Origin of the sequence: Sphingobium sp. B7D2B, assembly GCF_025961895.1 — a bacterium.
In the GTDB taxonomy this organism is placed as follows: Bacteria; Pseudomonadota; Alphaproteobacteria; order Sphingomonadales; family Sphingomonadaceae; genus Sphingobium.
On record NZ_JAOQOM010000001.1, the window covers coordinates 1,273,644 to 1,287,924 of the forward strand.

General features: G+C 65.4%; 15 protein-coding genes. 11 read left to right on the top strand and 4 right to left on the bottom strand.

What is annotated here, in order from left to right:
- Positions 1–147 precede the first annotated feature (147 nt).
- The 6 genes from M2341_RS05720 to ligA all read left to right on the top strand — a co-directional run bounded on the left by M2341_RS05720 (position 148) and on the right by ligA (position 6,543).
- Positions 148–567 (top strand): hypothetical protein, encoded by a 420-nt coding sequence (locus tag M2341_RS05720; RefSeq protein ID WP_264584561.1) that lies wholly within the window; start codon positions 148–150, stop codon positions 565–567.
- A gap of 209 nt (positions 568–776) precedes the next feature.
- Entirely contained in the window at positions 777–1,202 is a 426-nt protein-coding gene (locus tag M2341_RS05725) for a hypothetical protein (protein WP_264576296.1), read from the top strand.
- A gap of 342 nt (positions 1,203–1,544) precedes the next feature.
- Positions 1,545–2,330, top strand: coding sequence for an outer membrane protein assembly factor BamD (locus tag M2341_RS05730; RefSeq protein WP_264576295.1), 786 nt, complete (start codon positions 1,545–1,547; stop codon positions 2,328–2,330).
- A gap of 72 nt (positions 2,331–2,402) precedes the next feature.
- Positions 2,403–4,067, top strand: a complete 1,665-nt coding sequence (gene recN, locus M2341_RS05735) for a DNA repair protein RecN (protein ID WP_264584562.1) — start codon at positions 2,403–2,405, stop codon at positions 4,065–4,067.
- Complete coding sequence (locus M2341_RS05740) at positions 4,067–4,345, top strand: hypothetical protein (protein ID WP_264584563.1); 279 nt, start codon at positions 4,067–4,069, stop codon at positions 4,343–4,345. The genes recN and M2341_RS05740 overlap by 1 nt, the downstream gene beginning before the upstream one ends.
- Positions 4,342–6,543 carry an NAD-dependent DNA ligase LigA gene (gene ligA / locus M2341_RS05745; RefSeq protein WP_264584564.1) on the top strand — a complete coding sequence of 734 codons (2,202 nt, stop codon included), beginning with the start codon at positions 4,342–4,344 and terminating at the stop codon, positions 6,541–6,543. The genes M2341_RS05740 and ligA overlap by 4 nt, the downstream gene beginning before the upstream one ends.
- A gap of 12 nt (positions 6,544–6,555) precedes the next feature.
- On the opposite strand, the gene M2341_RS05750 is transcribed toward ligA, so the two are convergent.
- The 3 genes from M2341_RS05750 to M2341_RS05760 form a co-directional block, all read right to left on the bottom strand.
- On the bottom strand, positions 6,556–7,419 hold the full coding sequence (locus M2341_RS05750) for a dienelactone hydrolase family protein (protein ID WP_264584565.1): 864 nt from the start codon (positions 7,417–7,419) through the stop codon (positions 6,556–6,558).
- Between the two features lie 74 nt (positions 7,420–7,493).
- Positions 7,494–8,507 (bottom strand): 50S ribosomal protein L11 methyltransferase, encoded by a 1,014-nt coding sequence (locus tag M2341_RS05755; RefSeq protein WP_264584566.1) that lies wholly within the window; start codon positions 8,505–8,507, stop codon positions 7,494–7,496.
- A gap of 73 nt (positions 8,508–8,580) precedes the next feature.
- On the bottom strand, positions 8,581–9,939 hold the full coding sequence (locus tag M2341_RS05760) for a methyl-accepting chemotaxis protein (RefSeq protein ID WP_264584567.1): 1,359 nt from the start codon (positions 9,937–9,939) through the stop codon (positions 8,581–8,583).
- 240 nt (positions 9,940–10,179) lie between these two features.
- Between M2341_RS05760 and sdhC the strand changes: the two genes are divergently transcribed.
- From sdhC to sdhA, 3 genes are read left to right on the top strand one after another with little or no spacing between them, the layout of a single operon-like run.
- Positions 10,180–10,614: a succinate dehydrogenase, cytochrome b556 subunit gene (sdhC, locus tag M2341_RS05765; protein ID WP_264569748.1), complete on the top strand. Its 435-nt coding sequence runs from the start codon at positions 10,180–10,182 to the stop codon at positions 10,612–10,614.
- Positions 10,614–11,003 carry a succinate dehydrogenase, hydrophobic membrane anchor protein gene (gene sdhD, locus M2341_RS05770; RefSeq protein WP_181559024.1) on the top strand — a complete coding sequence of 130 codons (390 nt, stop codon included), beginning with the start codon at positions 10,614–10,616 and terminating at the stop codon, positions 11,001–11,003. The genes sdhC and sdhD overlap by 1 nt, the downstream gene beginning before the upstream one ends.
- 2 nt (positions 11,004–11,005) lie before the next feature.
- Positions 11,006–12,820, top strand: a complete 1,815-nt coding sequence (sdhA, locus tag M2341_RS05775) for a succinate dehydrogenase flavoprotein subunit (protein ID WP_264584568.1) — start codon at positions 11,006–11,008, stop codon at positions 12,818–12,820.
- 163 nt (positions 12,821–12,983) lie between these two features.
- On the opposite strand, the gene M2341_RS05780 is transcribed toward sdhA, so the two are convergent.
- Positions 12,984–13,145 carry a YdcH family protein gene (locus M2341_RS05780; protein ID WP_181561349.1) on the bottom strand — a complete coding sequence of 54 codons (162 nt, stop codon included), beginning with the start codon at positions 13,143–13,145 and terminating at the stop codon, positions 12,984–12,986.
- 270 nt (positions 13,146–13,415) lie between these two features.
- On the opposite strand from M2341_RS05780, the gene M2341_RS05785 reads away from it, so the two are divergent.
- Both M2341_RS05785 and M2341_RS05790 read left to right on the top strand, forming a co-directional pair.
- Entirely contained in the window at positions 13,416–13,616 is a 201-nt protein-coding gene (locus M2341_RS05785; RefSeq protein ID WP_181559026.1) for a YdcH family protein, read from the top strand.
- Positions 13,617–13,724: 108 nt separating this feature from the next.
- On the top strand, positions 13,725–14,201 hold the full coding sequence (locus M2341_RS05790; protein ID WP_264584569.1) for a DUF1465 family protein: 477 nt from the start codon (positions 13,725–13,727) through the stop codon (positions 14,199–14,201).
- Positions 14,202–14,281: the final 80 nt, after the last annotated feature.

Genomic DNA, 14,281 nt, shown 5'->3' on the forward strand with positions numbered 1-14,281 from the left:
TGCAGGGTCGCACCAGATGACAATCGACTTCAAGACATGACGGACCGCCGCTGACTGCCACGCGTTTGAGAATGATGTTGAGGCAGGGATAGGCGAGGAGACACGGGTTCAGTGTGAACCCCGCGAATATCCCAAGGACGGATCGTGATGTTCGATACAGCCAATAAGCCGCGCCCACCGGGCGTGGACGACGATGCGCGCACTTGTCTGCCGGATGACCCGGTGATTGAGCGGGCGCGGCGTTTGCAGGCCCTTATGGGCCAGCGCAGTGCCCTCTTTCCAGAGCCGGTGATGGCCGATGACGCCATGGCGGCCATGCTGACGCTGTTCCTTGCCCAGAGCGAGGGGCGGACGGTCTCCCGGGCATCGTTGAACGGCGTGCAGGATCTGTGCGGCGATCCACAAGACGAGGTGGTTGCATCACTGATCAAGGCAGGTCTGGTCCGCGCCGGGTCGGCGGGAGCGGGCGGGCCTGCTGTCGGGGAAGACGATGCGATCACCCTGACCCCGATGGGATCGGCGCGAATGCGCAATTATCTCGGCGACCATCGCGGTATTGGACAATGAGTGGTCAACCCGACCACCTCACGGGTCTTATTCCCGCCGCTCGGCCCGGTCTTCCCGGTCAGTGAGCGCGGCTGGTGACGATAGGCTCCTCCTGTCTGGTGGTTACGGGACATGCGCCGGCAGAGACGGTGGTCTATCCGCCGCCTCTTCTCACAGCGGCGGCGCATCTTTCGCGCGCGGGGTGTTTCCCGCGCGGCGAGGGTAGTCCGATGCCGAATCGAAAGTTTTTTGACGTGCCCAATATCGTGCAACGCGACGCCGCAGCCCGGTCGGACGCGCCGGCTGATCCTCGCTCCGCGGAAGCTTCGAGCGTTCTGCGGGCCAAGGCCGGCCGCATGCACATGCTCGGCCGTCTGCGCAGCAAGCATTTCTACACGCCCGTCATGGCCGATCGCGCCATGGACGTGATGCTCTCTCTTTTCGTCGGTGAACTGCAGTCCAGTCCGGTGAGCGACACGGCCTTGGCCGTGGGCAACATGCTCAGCCCGGCTGAGGCCGCTGCAGTGATCGATAAACTGGTCCAAGCGGGGCTGGCCGTCGTTGCGGGTGAAGAACCCGAGCGGCGGACGGTCGGGCTAACGCCCCTCGGGTCCGCGAGGATGCGGAGTTATGTCAGCGACCACCCGGACGTCTGACAGCTTCGCAGGTCGACGACCGGCCTGAACCGTGTGCCGCCATCCCCCACGCTGGCGTGCGCATTCCCCGGTTCGGGTCGGGCGTCGACCGTTTTCTGCTCCGCAAGGTGCAGGCCGCGTCGCCGCTTCCCACCTCCCACACAGAGAGCGGCGGCGCGGTTTGCGGGCGGTGCGCCCGCATGGGGAAAGAGGGTCAGGCGCCCATTCAGCCGCTCTCGTTCAGCGCCGGTTCAACGGGCCGGTCCTTGTTTCGCGCGCCATGCATCATCTGTCTTCTGCCCGTGGCGCAAAGCGCGCATCATTCGCTTGGCGCGGTCCGGTTGCTCGGTTAAGAGGCTGCGCATGACCGTTACACCGCTGCGTCGTGGCCGGCTGATTGCCGCCAGCCTGATCTCACTCGCCTTGCTGGCCGGCTGCGCGCGCAGTTCGAACCGCGTTGATACGCGCTATGTCGCGCGCGACGTCAGCACGCTGTATCTGGCGGGCCAGCAGCGGCTCGACAATGGTCGCTTTGCCGAGGCCGCCGTACTGTTCGATGAGGTTGAGCGCCAGCATCCCTATTCGCCTTGGGCCCGCCGCGCGCAGCTGATGAGCTCGTTCAGCTATTATGCCGCGCGCAATTATCGCCAGTCGATCCAGTCGGCCCAGCGCTTCCTCTCGATCCATCCCGGCAACCGCGACGCGGCCTATGCCTACTACCTGATCGCTCTGTGCTATTATGAGCAGATCAGCGACGTGACGCGCGACCAGAAGCTGACGCTTCAGGCCCGCGATGCGCTGAACGAGCTGGTCCGCCGCTACCCCGATTCGCGCTACGCATCCGATGCACGGCTCAAGCTCGATCTGGTGAACGACCATCTCGCCGGCAAGGAGATGGAAGTCGGCCGCTTCTACCAGCGCCGCCGCGAGTGGATCGCCGCCGCGATGCGCTTCCGGCAGGTCGTCGACAATTACCAGCAAACCAGCCACACCGCGGAGGCGCTGCACCGTCTGGTCGAGAGCTATCTGGCGCTCGGCATGACGGAAGAAGCCAAGCGGGCCGCTGCCGTGCTGCAGACCAACTATCCCGATTCGGACTGGTATCAACGCTCCTATCGCCTGATGACGCAGCACGCTCCGAGCGCCTGATCTCTTCCCGGCGCTTTGCGCTGGCGAAGGCGGGTGACAGCATGAGGGCAATGGATTAGCTCTGCACCGCATATGCTGACCGGCCTCTCGATCCGTAACATCGTGCTCATCGAGGCGCTCGATCTCGTGTTCGAGCGGGGGCTGACTGTGCTCACTGGCGAAACCGGCGCGGGCAAGTCCATCCTGCTGGATGCGCTGGGTCTGGCGCTGGGGATGCGGGCCGATAGCGGCCTCGTGCGCGCCGGTGCCGATCAGGCCAGCGTGACCGCGACATTCGATCCGCCGGCGCCCGGTTCGGCCCTGGCCATCCTGCTGGCCGAAAGCGACGTTGCTCAGGAACCGGGCGAGCCGCTGCTGATCCGCCGCACGCTCAAGGCCGATGGCGGCAGCCGCGCCTTCATCAACGATCAGCCCTGCTCGGCGGCGCTGCTGCGCGATGTCGGCGCCTATCTTGTCGAGATTCACGGCCAGCATGATGAGCGGGGCCTCATCAACCCGCGCGGGCATATGGATCTGCTCGATGCCTTTGGCGGACTGGATGCCGGAGCGGTACGCACCGCACACGGCGTCTGGCAGGCTGCGCAGGCGCGGCTCACAGAGGTCCGGGAGACGCTGGAGAGCGCCGCTCGTGAACGGGATTATCTCGCCCATGCTGTGGCCGAGCTGACAGCCTTCGCGCCCGAACCGGGTGAAGAGGAGACGCTCGCCACCGAACGCGCTGACATGCAGAAAGGCGCGCGCCTCACCGAGGACATAGCTGCGCTCGAAGATTTGCTCGGCGGATCGGACGGCGCCCTGGCCAAGCTGCGGCAGGCAGCGCGGCGGCTGGACCGGATCGGCGAGGAGCATGAACTGCTGACGCAGGCGCTGGCTGCCTTCGATCGTGCCGTGATCGAGGCCAGCGAAGCGGAGGAGCATCTCGCGCGGGCTGGCGAGGCGCTATCGGTCGATCCCGCGCGGCTCGACGCGATCGAGACCCGCCTGTTCGATCTGCGGGCCTTGGCGCGCAAGCATCAGGTCGCGGCCGACGATCTGGCCGATCTGGCAGCGCGGATGAGCGATCAGCTCGCGCGCATCGATGCGGGTGAGGCGGGGCTGGCGGATCTTGAACGGGACGTCGCGGCTGCACGGCAGGCTTATGAAGCCGCGGCGCAGGCGCTCAGCGACGGCCGCCGGGAGGCCGCCGCCCGTCTGGACACGGCGGTCGCCGGCGAACTGGCCCCGCTCAAGCTGGATGCCGCGCGCTTCCGCACCGATGTCGAGCCGCTGCCAGAAGGGCAATGGCGCGCGTCCGGCAAGGATCGGGTGGAGTTCATGATTTCCACCAACCCCGGTGCGCCCTTCGCCCCGCTCACCAAGATCGCCTCGGGCGGTGAATTGTCGCGCTTCATCCTGTCCCTCAAGGTCGCGCTCGCCGCACAGGGCAGCGCGGGCACGATGATCTTCGACGAGATCGACCGGGGCGTCGGCGGGGCCGTAGCCGGCGCGATTGGTGAGCGGCTGGCAAGGCTCTCCGGCGGCGGGCAGGTGATCGTCGTCACTCACTCCCCGCAGGTGGCCGCACGCGGCGCAGCGCATCTGCTGATCGCCAAATCCTCGCAAGGCACCATCACCCGCACCGGGGTCCATCCGCTCGACGATGCCGAACGCCGCGAGGAAATCGCCCGCATGCTCTCCGGCGCCGAGATCACCAACGAAGCGCGTGCACAGGCCGAGCGGCTGCTGGAGGGGGTGTGATGGGCTTTCAGAAATTAAACAGGGTGGTGCTGTTTGATCTGGGGCTCATGTTCTTCGGCAGCGTGATGTTTCTCGTGTCGCTGCTCGGAATGCTGGCTTTGCTACTCCTCCTGCACTGGTTGCCAGGCGCCGTTCTGATCGGCATGTTAAGCATAAGCATTTGGAACTTGAAGGCTTCTATTAGTCTTATCAATCAGCCGCTGCTTGGAACTGCCCAATGGATCGTTGCTCGTTCGATTCTCGTCTGCTCGCCGTTACTAGTTCTACTTCTTAAATGACCGACCCCCACACACTCACCGAAGCTGAGGCCGCGAACCGCCTCATGCGGCTCGCGAAGGAGATCGCGAAGCACAACGCGCTCTATCACGCGAACGATGCCCCCGAGATCAGCGATGCCGCCTTCGATGCGCTGGTGCGCGAGAATAATGCGCTGGAGTCGGCCTTCCCGCATCTGATCCGGGCGGACAGCCCCAATCGGCAGGTGGGCGCTTCGGTGGCGACGTCTGCGCTCGCCAAAGTGCGCCACGAGAAGCGCATGATGAGCCTCGACAACGCCTTTGCGGACGAGGATGTGGCGGAATTCGTTGCGCGCGTCCGGCGGTATCTGGCGCTCGGTGAGGACGAGCCGGTCTTGATGACGGCGGAGGACAAGATCGACGGCCTGTCGCTCTCCATCCGCTATGAGGACCGCAAGCTCGTCCGTGCGGCGACGCGCGGCGATGGCGAGGTGGGGGAGGACGTGACGCCGAATGTCGCGCATATCGGCGATATTCCCCAAACCCTGCCCGTCGACGCGCCGGCCATCCTGGAGGTGCGCGGCGAGGTCTATATGGAGAAGTCCTCCTTCACCGCGCTCAATGCGCGGCTGATGGACGAGGCGCGCGCGACGGCCGAGGCACGCGGTGAGGCATTCGACCCCGAGGGCGTGCGCCAGTTCGCCAATCCGCGCAATGCCGCTGCCGGATCGCTGCGCCAGAAGGATGCGAGCGTCACCGCCAGCCGTCCGCTACGGTTTCTCGCGCATGGCTGGGGCGTGGTGAGCGATGATGGCCTGCCTACGGATACGCAACATGGCGTTATGAAAGCGCTGGAAGGTTGGGGCATTCCAGTGTCGCGGCATCTGGTGCTGTGCGATGGCAGCGCGGCGATGCTGGCGCATTATCGCGCCATCCAGCAACAGCGCGCGGACCTGAATTACGATATTGACGGCGTGGTCTACAAGGTGGATCGGCTGGACTGGCAGGCGCGGCTCGGCTTCGTTGCCAAGGCGCCGCGCTGGGCGATTGCGCATAAATTCCCCGCCGAACAGGCCGAGACGACGCTGGAAGCCATCGACATTCAGGTCGGCCGCACCGGTAAGCTGACGCCGGTGGGGCGGCTCAAGCCGGTGACGGTCGGCGGGGTGGTGGTCCAGAACGTCACGCTGCACAATCGCGACGAGATCGCGCGGCTGGGCGTGCGGCCCGGCGACCGGATTCTCGTCCAGCGCGCTGGCGATGTGATCCCGCAGGTCGTGGACAATCTGACGCGGGATGCGGAGCGGGCGCCCTATGTCTTCCCCGATCATTGCCCGGAATGCGGCAGCGAGGCGGTGGCGGAGGAAGGTGAGGTCGATGTGCGCTGCACGGCGGGCCTCATCTGCCCGGCCCAGCGTATCGAGCGGCTCAACCATTTCGTCAGTCGCGGCGCGATGGATATCGATGGCTTGGGCGACAAGACCATTCGCGAGTTCTTCGCGCTCGGCTGGCTGGAGCATGGCCCGGCGGACATCTTCCGGCTCAGGCAGCATCGCGCCGATCTGCTGGGCCGCGAGGGCTGGAAGGAGAAGTCGGTCGACAATCTCCTCAAGGCCATCGAGGACCGGCGCGCGCCCGATGCCGCGCGGCTTCTGTTCGGCCTCGGCATTCGCCATGTCGGCGCGGTAACAGCGCGCGATCTGATGAAGGCATTCGCGGCCTTGCCGGCACTGCAAGCGTGGTCGATGCTTGCCAATGCCGACCGGCTTCCGTTCGCATCGAGCGAAGTCGAGATGCTGATGCGCGAACGGGTCTCGACGTCGCTCGACCCGAACGGGGACGTTGTCCAACAGGCCAAGGCCACGCTCACCGCGATCGAAGGCATCGGCGGCGCCGTGGTCGAGGCGCTGGGCGACTTCTTCCATGAGGAACATAATGTCGCGGCGTGGGACGACCTGCTCGCGCAGGTTTCGCCGCCGCCTTATGTGGTGGATGTGAAGGCCAGCGCCGTCTCGGGCAAGACCATCGTCTTCACCGGCAAGCTGGAGACGATGAGCCGCGATGAAGCCAAGGCGCAGGCCGAGGCGCTGGGCGCCCGGTCCGCCGGATCGGTCAGCGCGTCGACCGATCTGGTGGTGGCCGGGCCGGGCGCCGGCTCCAAGCTCAAGAAAGCCGCCGACCTCGGGATCGAGGTGATCGACGAGGCCGCCTGGGCCGAGATCGTGCGGAGCGCCGGCTAAAGCGCCTCCGCGTCAGGCCAGCGCTGTGCGATACATCGCAAGCAACGCGGCCCAGGCCTTTTCCGCCGCGTCATGGTTGTAGGCCTGGCTGCCGGGCACGCACCAGCCATGGTCGGCGGGGTAGACCTCGACCGTGGCGGTCTTGCCCGCCGCATCGAATGCCTTGCGCAGGATCGTCTTGGACTCCGGCTCCTTGGCATCGTCATTCTGCGCCACCGCGACGAGATAGGCGGCATCGGTCTTGGGGATGAGCAGATGCGGACTGCTCGGCTGGTCGGTGGTCAGGCCTCCGCCATGGAAGCTGCCGACCGCGCCGATCCGCGCCGAAGCCACAGCGGCGGTGCGGAAGGAGAGCGGCCCGCCCATGCAATAGCCCTGCACGCCGGCCTTGCGGCCCTTGTCGACCTGCGGCTGCGCGTCGAGGAAGCCGAGATAGGCCGCCGCGTCATGATCGACCGCGGCATCGCTCATCGCGGCGCGATAGCCGAATAGGATCTTGCGCGACTCCGGGTTGCTGAAGTCGAATGTTCCGTCGATCACCGGCGCGACGGCGTTGCGGTAGAAGGGATTGGGGACGAGCACGACATAACCCTCGGCGGCCAGGCGCCGGCCCATCTCGCGGAACACCGGGCGCAGGCCCATGATGTCCGGCCACATCAGCACGGCGGGCCAGGGGCCTGTGCCGGCGGGGTGGAAGAGGGCGGCATCTGCCGAGCCGTCGGGCGTTTTGATGGTCACATTCTTCTCGGTGACGTTGGCGACGGCCTGCGCGGTCGCCGCGCCAGCGAAGCCGACGGCGGCGCCGGTGGCCATGAACATGCGCCGGGTGACGCTCCAATCCTCGACTAGGCCCTGATGGATGTCATTGTCGCACATGCCGAATCTCTCCCTCGCAGCGTCAGGCGGGGATGGTCGGTCGGCGCGGGCGCCCTGTCAATGCGCAGCCGGTCTTACCAGCTGCCGAAGCCGGGCGCGGCGCCATGATCGCCCGTGTGCCAGCGCGTCGTGCGGCGCCAGCCGAAGCGATGGCGCTTGCGCAGCACCAGCGTGGGCCAATCGCCGTGATCGAACCGCCAGATCAGCACCATGCCCTGCGCGCGATAGGCGGCCTGCACGCGGCCGGCCTGACTATCCAGCAGGCCCGCCAGCATCAGCGTGCCGGCCTCGGCGACCTGCGCGGAGAGGCTTGGCGCCAACTCGATCAACGGCCCGGCGAGAATATTGGCGATGAGCAGATCATAAGGCGCAAGGCCTTGAATGAGCGGATGCTCGACCCCCGGCGCGGCGACCAACTGCAGCGCCCCCGCGCCGGCCCCGAGCGGAACGCCGTTCAAATCGGCATTTTCGGCCGAAACGTCCACCGCGACAGGATCGATGTCGGAGGCCAGCACATGAGCGCGCGGCCACAGACGGTTGGCGGCGAATGCAAGCAGGCCGGTGCCGGTGCCGATGTCCGCAATATTGCCATAGCGCATGCCCCGCGCCTTGAGGTCGGCCAGCGCCAGCAGGCAGCCGCGTGTCGTCTCATGCTGGCCGGTACCGAAGGCGCGGCTGGCGGGGATGAGAAAATCGATGCGGTCGGCGCGCGGGCTGTCCACACTGTCGTGGCGGACATGGAACGGCCCGGCCGTCATCGGTTCCAGGCCGGCCTGGCTCTGCGTCACCCAGTCGGTGTCCGGCAATTGCGCCAGCGTGTAGGGGGTGGCCGCGCCATCGGGCATCAGCGCCGCGATGGCATCGATGGTCGCGCGCGTCGGCTTGGTTTCGAAGATGATGTCAAGCTGCCAGGCATCGGGCTGGCTTTCGTCCGGCTCGCTCGCCAGAATCGCGGGCGGCGAGGGCCAGTCGATGAACAGCGGCTCGGCCTCAAGCTCGAACCGCTCGGCGACGGCGCGCGTGCAGGATAAGGTCATCTGCCAGGGCGTCGCGGGCGCGACGCTGGCGGTGGAGGAACGCTTTGTCATGCCCTCTCTCTAGCCGATTTGGACGGCAAAGGGAGAGAGAATGGACCGTGTCACCCCCCGCGGAGCGGATTTGTCAGACGGCGCGTCGGATTGGCGGATAAGCCTGCTGCGGCTCTGCCTGGGCGTCGGTCGCCGGTGCCATGGAGACCACGAAATTGGCCGAGCGCGTGCGCAGGGCGCCGAGCAGGTTGCGGACTTCGGTGAAGCCGCTTTCCAGCTCGTCGATCTCCGAGGCGACGATCTCCGTATCCTGCCGGATCGCCGAAATGTTCGATGACATGGAGTCGGCGGCAAGCGCCGTCTCGTCCACGGCAGCGGTAATCATCGTCACAGTCTGCGATTGCGCGTCCATCGCGGTGCGGATGCGCATGCCCATGGTCTGCACGTTGAGCACGGTCTCGCGGATACGTTCGTTGGTCTCGACCGTATGCCGCGTGGCGTTCTGGATGGCGGCGATCTTCTGCGCGATGTCGTCGGTGGCGTGGGCGGTCTGGCTCGCCAGCGACTTCACTTCCTGCGCGACGACGGCAAAGCCGCGTCCCGCATCGCCGGCGCGCGCGGCCTCGATGGTCGCGTTGAGGGCAAGGAGATTGGTCTGCCCGGCAATATCGCGGATCAGGCCGAGGATCGATTCGATGGACTGGGCGTGATCGCTCAGCGCCGTCGAGACGTTCACGGCCTCGCCGGCTTGCTCGGAGGCCAGGGCGGCGACTTCCGCCGCCTGGTCCACTTCGGTGCGGGCTTCCTCGATGGCGCGGATCAGGCCGGAGCTGGTGTGCGCGGCCTCGCGCATGGCGATGGCCGATTGTTCGGCAGCGGCGGCGACTTCGGAAGCCTTATCGAGCATCCCGCGCGTGGCGTTCGAAGATTCGCGGGCCTGTTCGCGCAGGCGCTCGCCCAGTTGCGCGGCCAGATCGATCTGCGTGTTCAGCAATTCGGAGAATTTGTCGCGCTGGCGCTGCCGCTCGATCCGGTCCTGCTCGCGGATCGTGTCGGCATAAAAGGCGCAGCACACTTCCGCTTGCACCAGCGAGATGAACCGCATGGCGGCCAGCAGTTCCGAGCGCTCGTCGCGATCGGCCACGAGCTCCGTCAGGATATCACGGACCTTGTCGACCACGCGGTTAATGATGACGATCTGGGTACGGATGGAGACATCGCGCGCCAGCATCTTCATGACGCCGGTCCGCGCCATCTCCGTCCATTCTTCCCCGGCGAAATCGCTGAGCAGTGTTCGATGGAAGGTTCTTGCGCCCTGCCGCGTGGCTTCCAGCTCCGCCGGGCCGACCGCCGCAAGGTCGATGCAGGGGAGGTACACCGCCATGGCAGTGTCGCCCAATTCGTCGATGCGGTCTCCGAGATAAGCCAGGATCTGACGCGCCCGCCCCGGCAATGTCGCTTGGGGGTCGAACTCCTGCAGCCGTTCAGCCATTGAAATCGTGTCGCTTTTTCCTGCGATCATGGCCTCGGTGCCCCTTTTGTCCTGCCATTTGCCGGGTCGTATGGGGTGGCGTGATATCGGCCTTTCGTTAATCGAGGGCTAACACCCTCTGTTTTCCATGTTCATCGGGACCTCAGTCTGCACATTGGTGACATGGCGCCAGCGAGCGTTTGCAGTGCAGCAGCTTTGCGCTAAAGGGGCGCATTCTTTCACGAACAGGACTGCTCGATCATGGCGCAATCCGGGCGAAGGCCGCTTTCCCCGCACCTCACCATCTGGAAGTGGGGCCCGCATATGCTTCTTTCCATCCTCCACCGCGTGACGGGGGATGGCATGGCGATTCTGGGCGGCCTCGGCCTGACTTGGTGGCTGTATGCAGCGGCGAGCGGACCGGCGGCCTATGCGAACTTCCAATATTATGTCTGGCAAGCGGACGCCGGTGATCTGGCTGGCCTGATCGCCAATGTGATCGCGCGCATCGTGCTGATCGGCCTGACCTGGGCGTTCTTCCAGCACATGCTCTCGGGCCTGCGCCATCTGGTGATGGACATGGGCGCGGGCTTTGAGCTGACGGCGAACAAGCGGTGGTCGAAGGTCATTCTCGCCGCCTCGGCGCTGGCGACTGTAGCCTTCTGGGCGTGGATCTTCGTGGGGAGGGCATTCTGATGGGCAGCGGAACCAGACTGGGCCGCGTGCGTGGCCTCGGCTCGGCACGGAGCGGCACGCATCACTGGATCGCCCAGCGCTTCACGGCGATCGGCAATCTGCTGCTGGTCAGCTGGCTGCTGGCCAGCCTGGCGCTGCTGCCGGCGCATGACCATGCGGCCATCACCGGTTGGCTGACCCAGCCCATCGTCGCGGTGCCGATGATGCTGATGATTGTCAGCGTTTTCTATCACATCCGCCTCGGTCTTCAGGTGCTTATCGAGGATTATGTGCATGATGAGGGGCTGAAGTTTGCCACGCTCATCCTGCTGCATTTCTTCGTCATCGGCTGCGCCGCGGTCAGCCTGTTCTCTGTCGCGAAAATCGCCTTGGCCGGAGGGGCGCTCTAATCATGACGCAAGCCTACAAGATCATCGATCACACCTATGACGCCGTCGTCGTCGGCGCCGGCGGCTCGGGCCTGCGCGCCACCATGGGCATTGCCGAGAGCGGCCTCAAGACGGCCTGCATCACCAAGGTGTTCCCGACCCGCAGCCACACGGTCGCGGCCCAGGGCGGCATCGCGGCGAGCCTCGGCAATATGGGGCCGGATCACTGGACCTGGCACATGTACGACACGGTCAAGGGCTCCGACTGGCTCGGCGACCAGGACGCGATCGAATATATGGTGCGTGAGGCGCCGGCGGCGGTCTACGAGCTGGAACATGCCGGCGTGCCGTTCAGCCGCACGCAGGAAGGCAAGATCTATCAGCGCCCGTTTGGCGGCATGATGCAGAATATGGGCGAAGGCCCGCCGGCCCAGCGCACCTGCGCGGCGGCGGATCGTACCGGCCATGCCATGCTGCACGCGCTCTACCAGCAGAGCCTGAAGTATGACGCGGACTTCTTCATCGAATATTTCGCGCTCGACCTGATCATGGAAGACACGCCGGACGGCCCCGTCTGCCGTGGCGTCATCGCCCTCTGCATGGACGATGGCACGATCCATCGCTTCCGCGCCCATTGCGTCGTGCTCGCCACCGGCGGCTACGGCCGGGCCTATTTCTCGGCCACCAGCGCCCATACCTGTACGGGTGACGGCGGCGCCATGGTGCTGCGCGCCGGCCTGCCGCTGCAGGATCTGGAGTTCGTCCAGTTCCACCCGACCGGCATTTACGGCGCCGGCGTGCTCATCACCGAGGGCGCGCGGGGCGAGGGCGGCTATCTCACCAACTCCGAAGGCGAGCGCTTCATGGAGCGCTATGCCCCCTCCGCCAAGGATCTCGCCTCGCGTGACGTCGTCTCGCGGTCCATGGCGATGGAAATCCGCGAGGGCCGCGGCGTCGGCGCGAACAAGGATCATATCCACCTGCACCTCGATCATATCGATCCCAAGGTGCTGGCCGAGCGCCTGCCCGGCATTACCGAGAGCGGCAAGATTTTCGCGGGCGTGGACCTGACCCGCCAGCCGCTGCCGGTGGTGCCGACCGTCCATTACAATATGGGCGGCATCCCGACCAATTATCATGGCGAGGTCGTCACCCGGAAGGGCGACAATCCCGATCATGTCGTGCCGGGCCTGTTCGCGGTCGGCGAGGCTGCCTGCGTCTCGGTGCACGGCGCCAATCGCCTGGGCTCAAACAGCCTGATCGATCTCGTGGTGTTCGGCCGGGCGACCGGCAAGCGCATTGCCGAGATCGTGAAGCCCGATACGCCGCACAAGCCGCTGCCCAAGAGCGGTGACGAGCTGGCGCTGGGTCGCCTCGATCATTTCCGCAATGCCAAGGGCGGCACGCCCACGGCGCAGATCCGCCTCGACATGCAGCGCACGATGCAGGCTCACGCCGCCGTGTTCCGCACCGAGGAGCTGATGGCGGAAGGTGTCGAAAAGCTCGGCAAGATCTACGAGGGGATGACGGACATCGGGGTCACCGATCGCTCGCTCATCTGGAACAGCGATCTCGTCGAGACGCTGGAGCTGGACAACCTCATTTCGCAAGCCAGCGTCACCATCCACGGCGCGATTGCGCGCAAGGAAAGCCGCGGCGCCCATGCGCGCGAGGATTATGCCGATCGCGACGATGCCAACTGGATGAAGCACACCCTCGGCTGGTTCGAAGGCTGGGGCGGCAAGGGTGGCAGCGTGAAGCTCGATAGCCGTCCGGTGCACGACTACACGCTAACCGACGACATCGACTATATCGCGCCGAAGAAGCGCGTTTACTGATCGGGCTCCATCGCGATGGGGCGCCAACAGAGCGTCCCGCGCGATGTGGCTTCGGCAGGCGTTTTCAGCTTGGTCGTAGGGGATCGTCAGTCGTCTGACGATAGCCGGGCTGGCCAGAGCAGGGGCGGCCAGCGCCCCTACCTGGCTGTCATAGCCCTGGCGCTCAGGTCGCTGCGGAAGCGAGTGCCTGTTTGATGCGCAACTTCTCTTTCTTGAGGGTGGCGAGCCGGTAACTGTCCGGCGCAGGACGGGTAATCTCGTCCTTGATCCGGGCCTCCAGCCCGGCATGCTTGGCGTGCAGTGCGGAAACGTGGCTTGTGTCCATCATGTCCTCCTTGGCCATTGCTTCAATGGAGGTTCAGTAGATCACCAATCGCGCCCTCTGTCTCTGGCAATTGCGCGAAGCTGCGATAAATCGAGACCCGTCATGCGGTGTCACGTTCTTTCGTTAAACATTCTTTCTGTGGGCAGACAGAAGCTTGCGGGCACGCGAAAGAAAAGTCGCTAACCACCTTCTTTTGTTGCGCAGTTGCGCATTGCCGCGCCAAGGGTGCCCTGCCATGTAGGCGTGCCGTTCAGGACTGGGGGCGAATCGGTGTTATCGATCGAGGAAATCGAGCAGCGGCTGGAAGCCTTGCGTGTCGAGCATCGCGATCTCGACTGCGCGATTGCGGCTTTGGGTCAGCTTTCCTTGCCCGACCAGCTCCAGCTTGCCCGCCTCAAGAAGCGCAAGCTGCGCCTCCGCGACGAGATCACCATGCTGGAAAACAGCCTGATTCCCGACATTATCGCCTAACCGCCCGCGGGTATAAGCGGCCGCCAGATCGACGGAAACACCCATCCAGATGGGATATTGAAGGTTAATCGACCTGACGTTCCGCCAAGCTTGTGGCAGCACAGGCTCATGAACGACTCGATGCCCCCGCACATGCTTGACCGTCAGCTTGTCGACGCCCTGTATGTCGATGCCATGGTGCTGGCTGATGAGGCGCGCTCCTATTTTGATGATCGCGCCGAGGAGCATCGTCAGTCGCTGGGCCGCATCGGCTGGGTCGATTTCTCCTGCGAATCGATCAAGGTGACGACGCGGTTGATGCACGTCATCGCGTGGCTGCTCACGCAGCGCGCGATCTTCAATGGCGAGATGCGCGAATCCGTGCGGGAGGAGGAGCGTTATCGGCTTGGCCCAGCCGCCCTCACGCCGCTCGATGTCTCCTGCCAGTTCAATGCAGAGATGCGCGCGCTCATCGCCAGCTCCGAGGAGCTTTATGCGCGGGTGGCCCGCCTCGAGCGACAGTTCCTGGCCCGCAGGTCCCGCTTGTCGGCGATGCCGATCAATCCGGCGCATGTTCTGCTGACGCGGCTTGAACGGGCCTTCTGAGCCGTCCGGCCGGACAGCCCGCCGCAAAACGGTGCGTCACGCGCGAATGCCGCTTGCAGTCCTGCGACAAGCTCATAGAC

Excerpts from the sequence above, each read along its gene's own strand:
- M2341_RS05720 (WP_264584561.1), top strand. The coding sequence starts at position 148 with ATGTTCGATACAGCCAATAAGCCGCGCCCACCGGGCGTGGACGACGAT.
- M2341_RS05725 (WP_264576296.1), top strand. The coding sequence starts at position 777 with ATGCCGAATCGAAAGTTTTTTGACGTGCCCAATATCGTGCAACGCGAC.
- M2341_RS05730 (WP_264576295.1), top strand. The coding sequence starts at position 1,545 with ATGACCGTTACACCGCTGCGTCGTGGCCGGCTGATTGCCGCCAGCCTG.
- recN (WP_264584562.1), top strand. The coding sequence starts at position 2,403 with ATGCTGACCGGCCTCTCGATCCGTAACATCGTGCTCATCGAGGCGCTC.
- M2341_RS05740 (WP_264584563.1), top strand. The coding sequence starts at position 4,067 with ATGGGCTTTCAGAAATTAAACAGGGTGGTGCTGTTTGATCTGGGGCTC.
- ligA (WP_264584564.1), top strand. The coding sequence starts at position 4,342 with ATGACCGACCCCCACACACTCACCGAAGCTGAGGCCGCGAACCGCCTC.
- M2341_RS05750 (WP_264584565.1), bottom strand. The coding sequence starts at position 7,419 with ATGTGCGACAATGACATCCATCAGGGCCTAGTCGAGGATTGGAGCGTC.
- M2341_RS05755 (WP_264584566.1), bottom strand. The coding sequence starts at position 8,507 with ATGACAAAGCGTTCCTCCACCGCCAGCGTCGCGCCCGCGACGCCCTGG.
- M2341_RS05760 (WP_264584567.1), bottom strand. The coding sequence starts at position 9,939 with ATGGCTGAACGGCTGCAGGAGTTCGACCCCCAAGCGACATTGCCGGGG.
- sdhC (WP_264569748.1), top strand. The coding sequence starts at position 10,180 with ATGGCGCAATCCGGGCGAAGGCCGCTTTCCCCGCACCTCACCATCTGG.
- sdhD (WP_181559024.1), top strand. The coding sequence starts at position 10,614 with ATGGGCAGCGGAACCAGACTGGGCCGCGTGCGTGGCCTCGGCTCGGCA.
- sdhA (WP_264584568.1), top strand. The coding sequence starts at position 11,006 with ATGACGCAAGCCTACAAGATCATCGATCACACCTATGACGCCGTCGTC.
- M2341_RS05780 (WP_181561349.1), bottom strand. The coding sequence starts at position 13,145 with ATGGACACAAGCCACGTTTCCGCACTGCACGCCAAGCATGCCGGGCTG.
- M2341_RS05790 (WP_264584569.1), top strand. The coding sequence starts at position 13,725 with ATGAACGACTCGATGCCCCCGCACATGCTTGACCGTCAGCTTGTCGAC.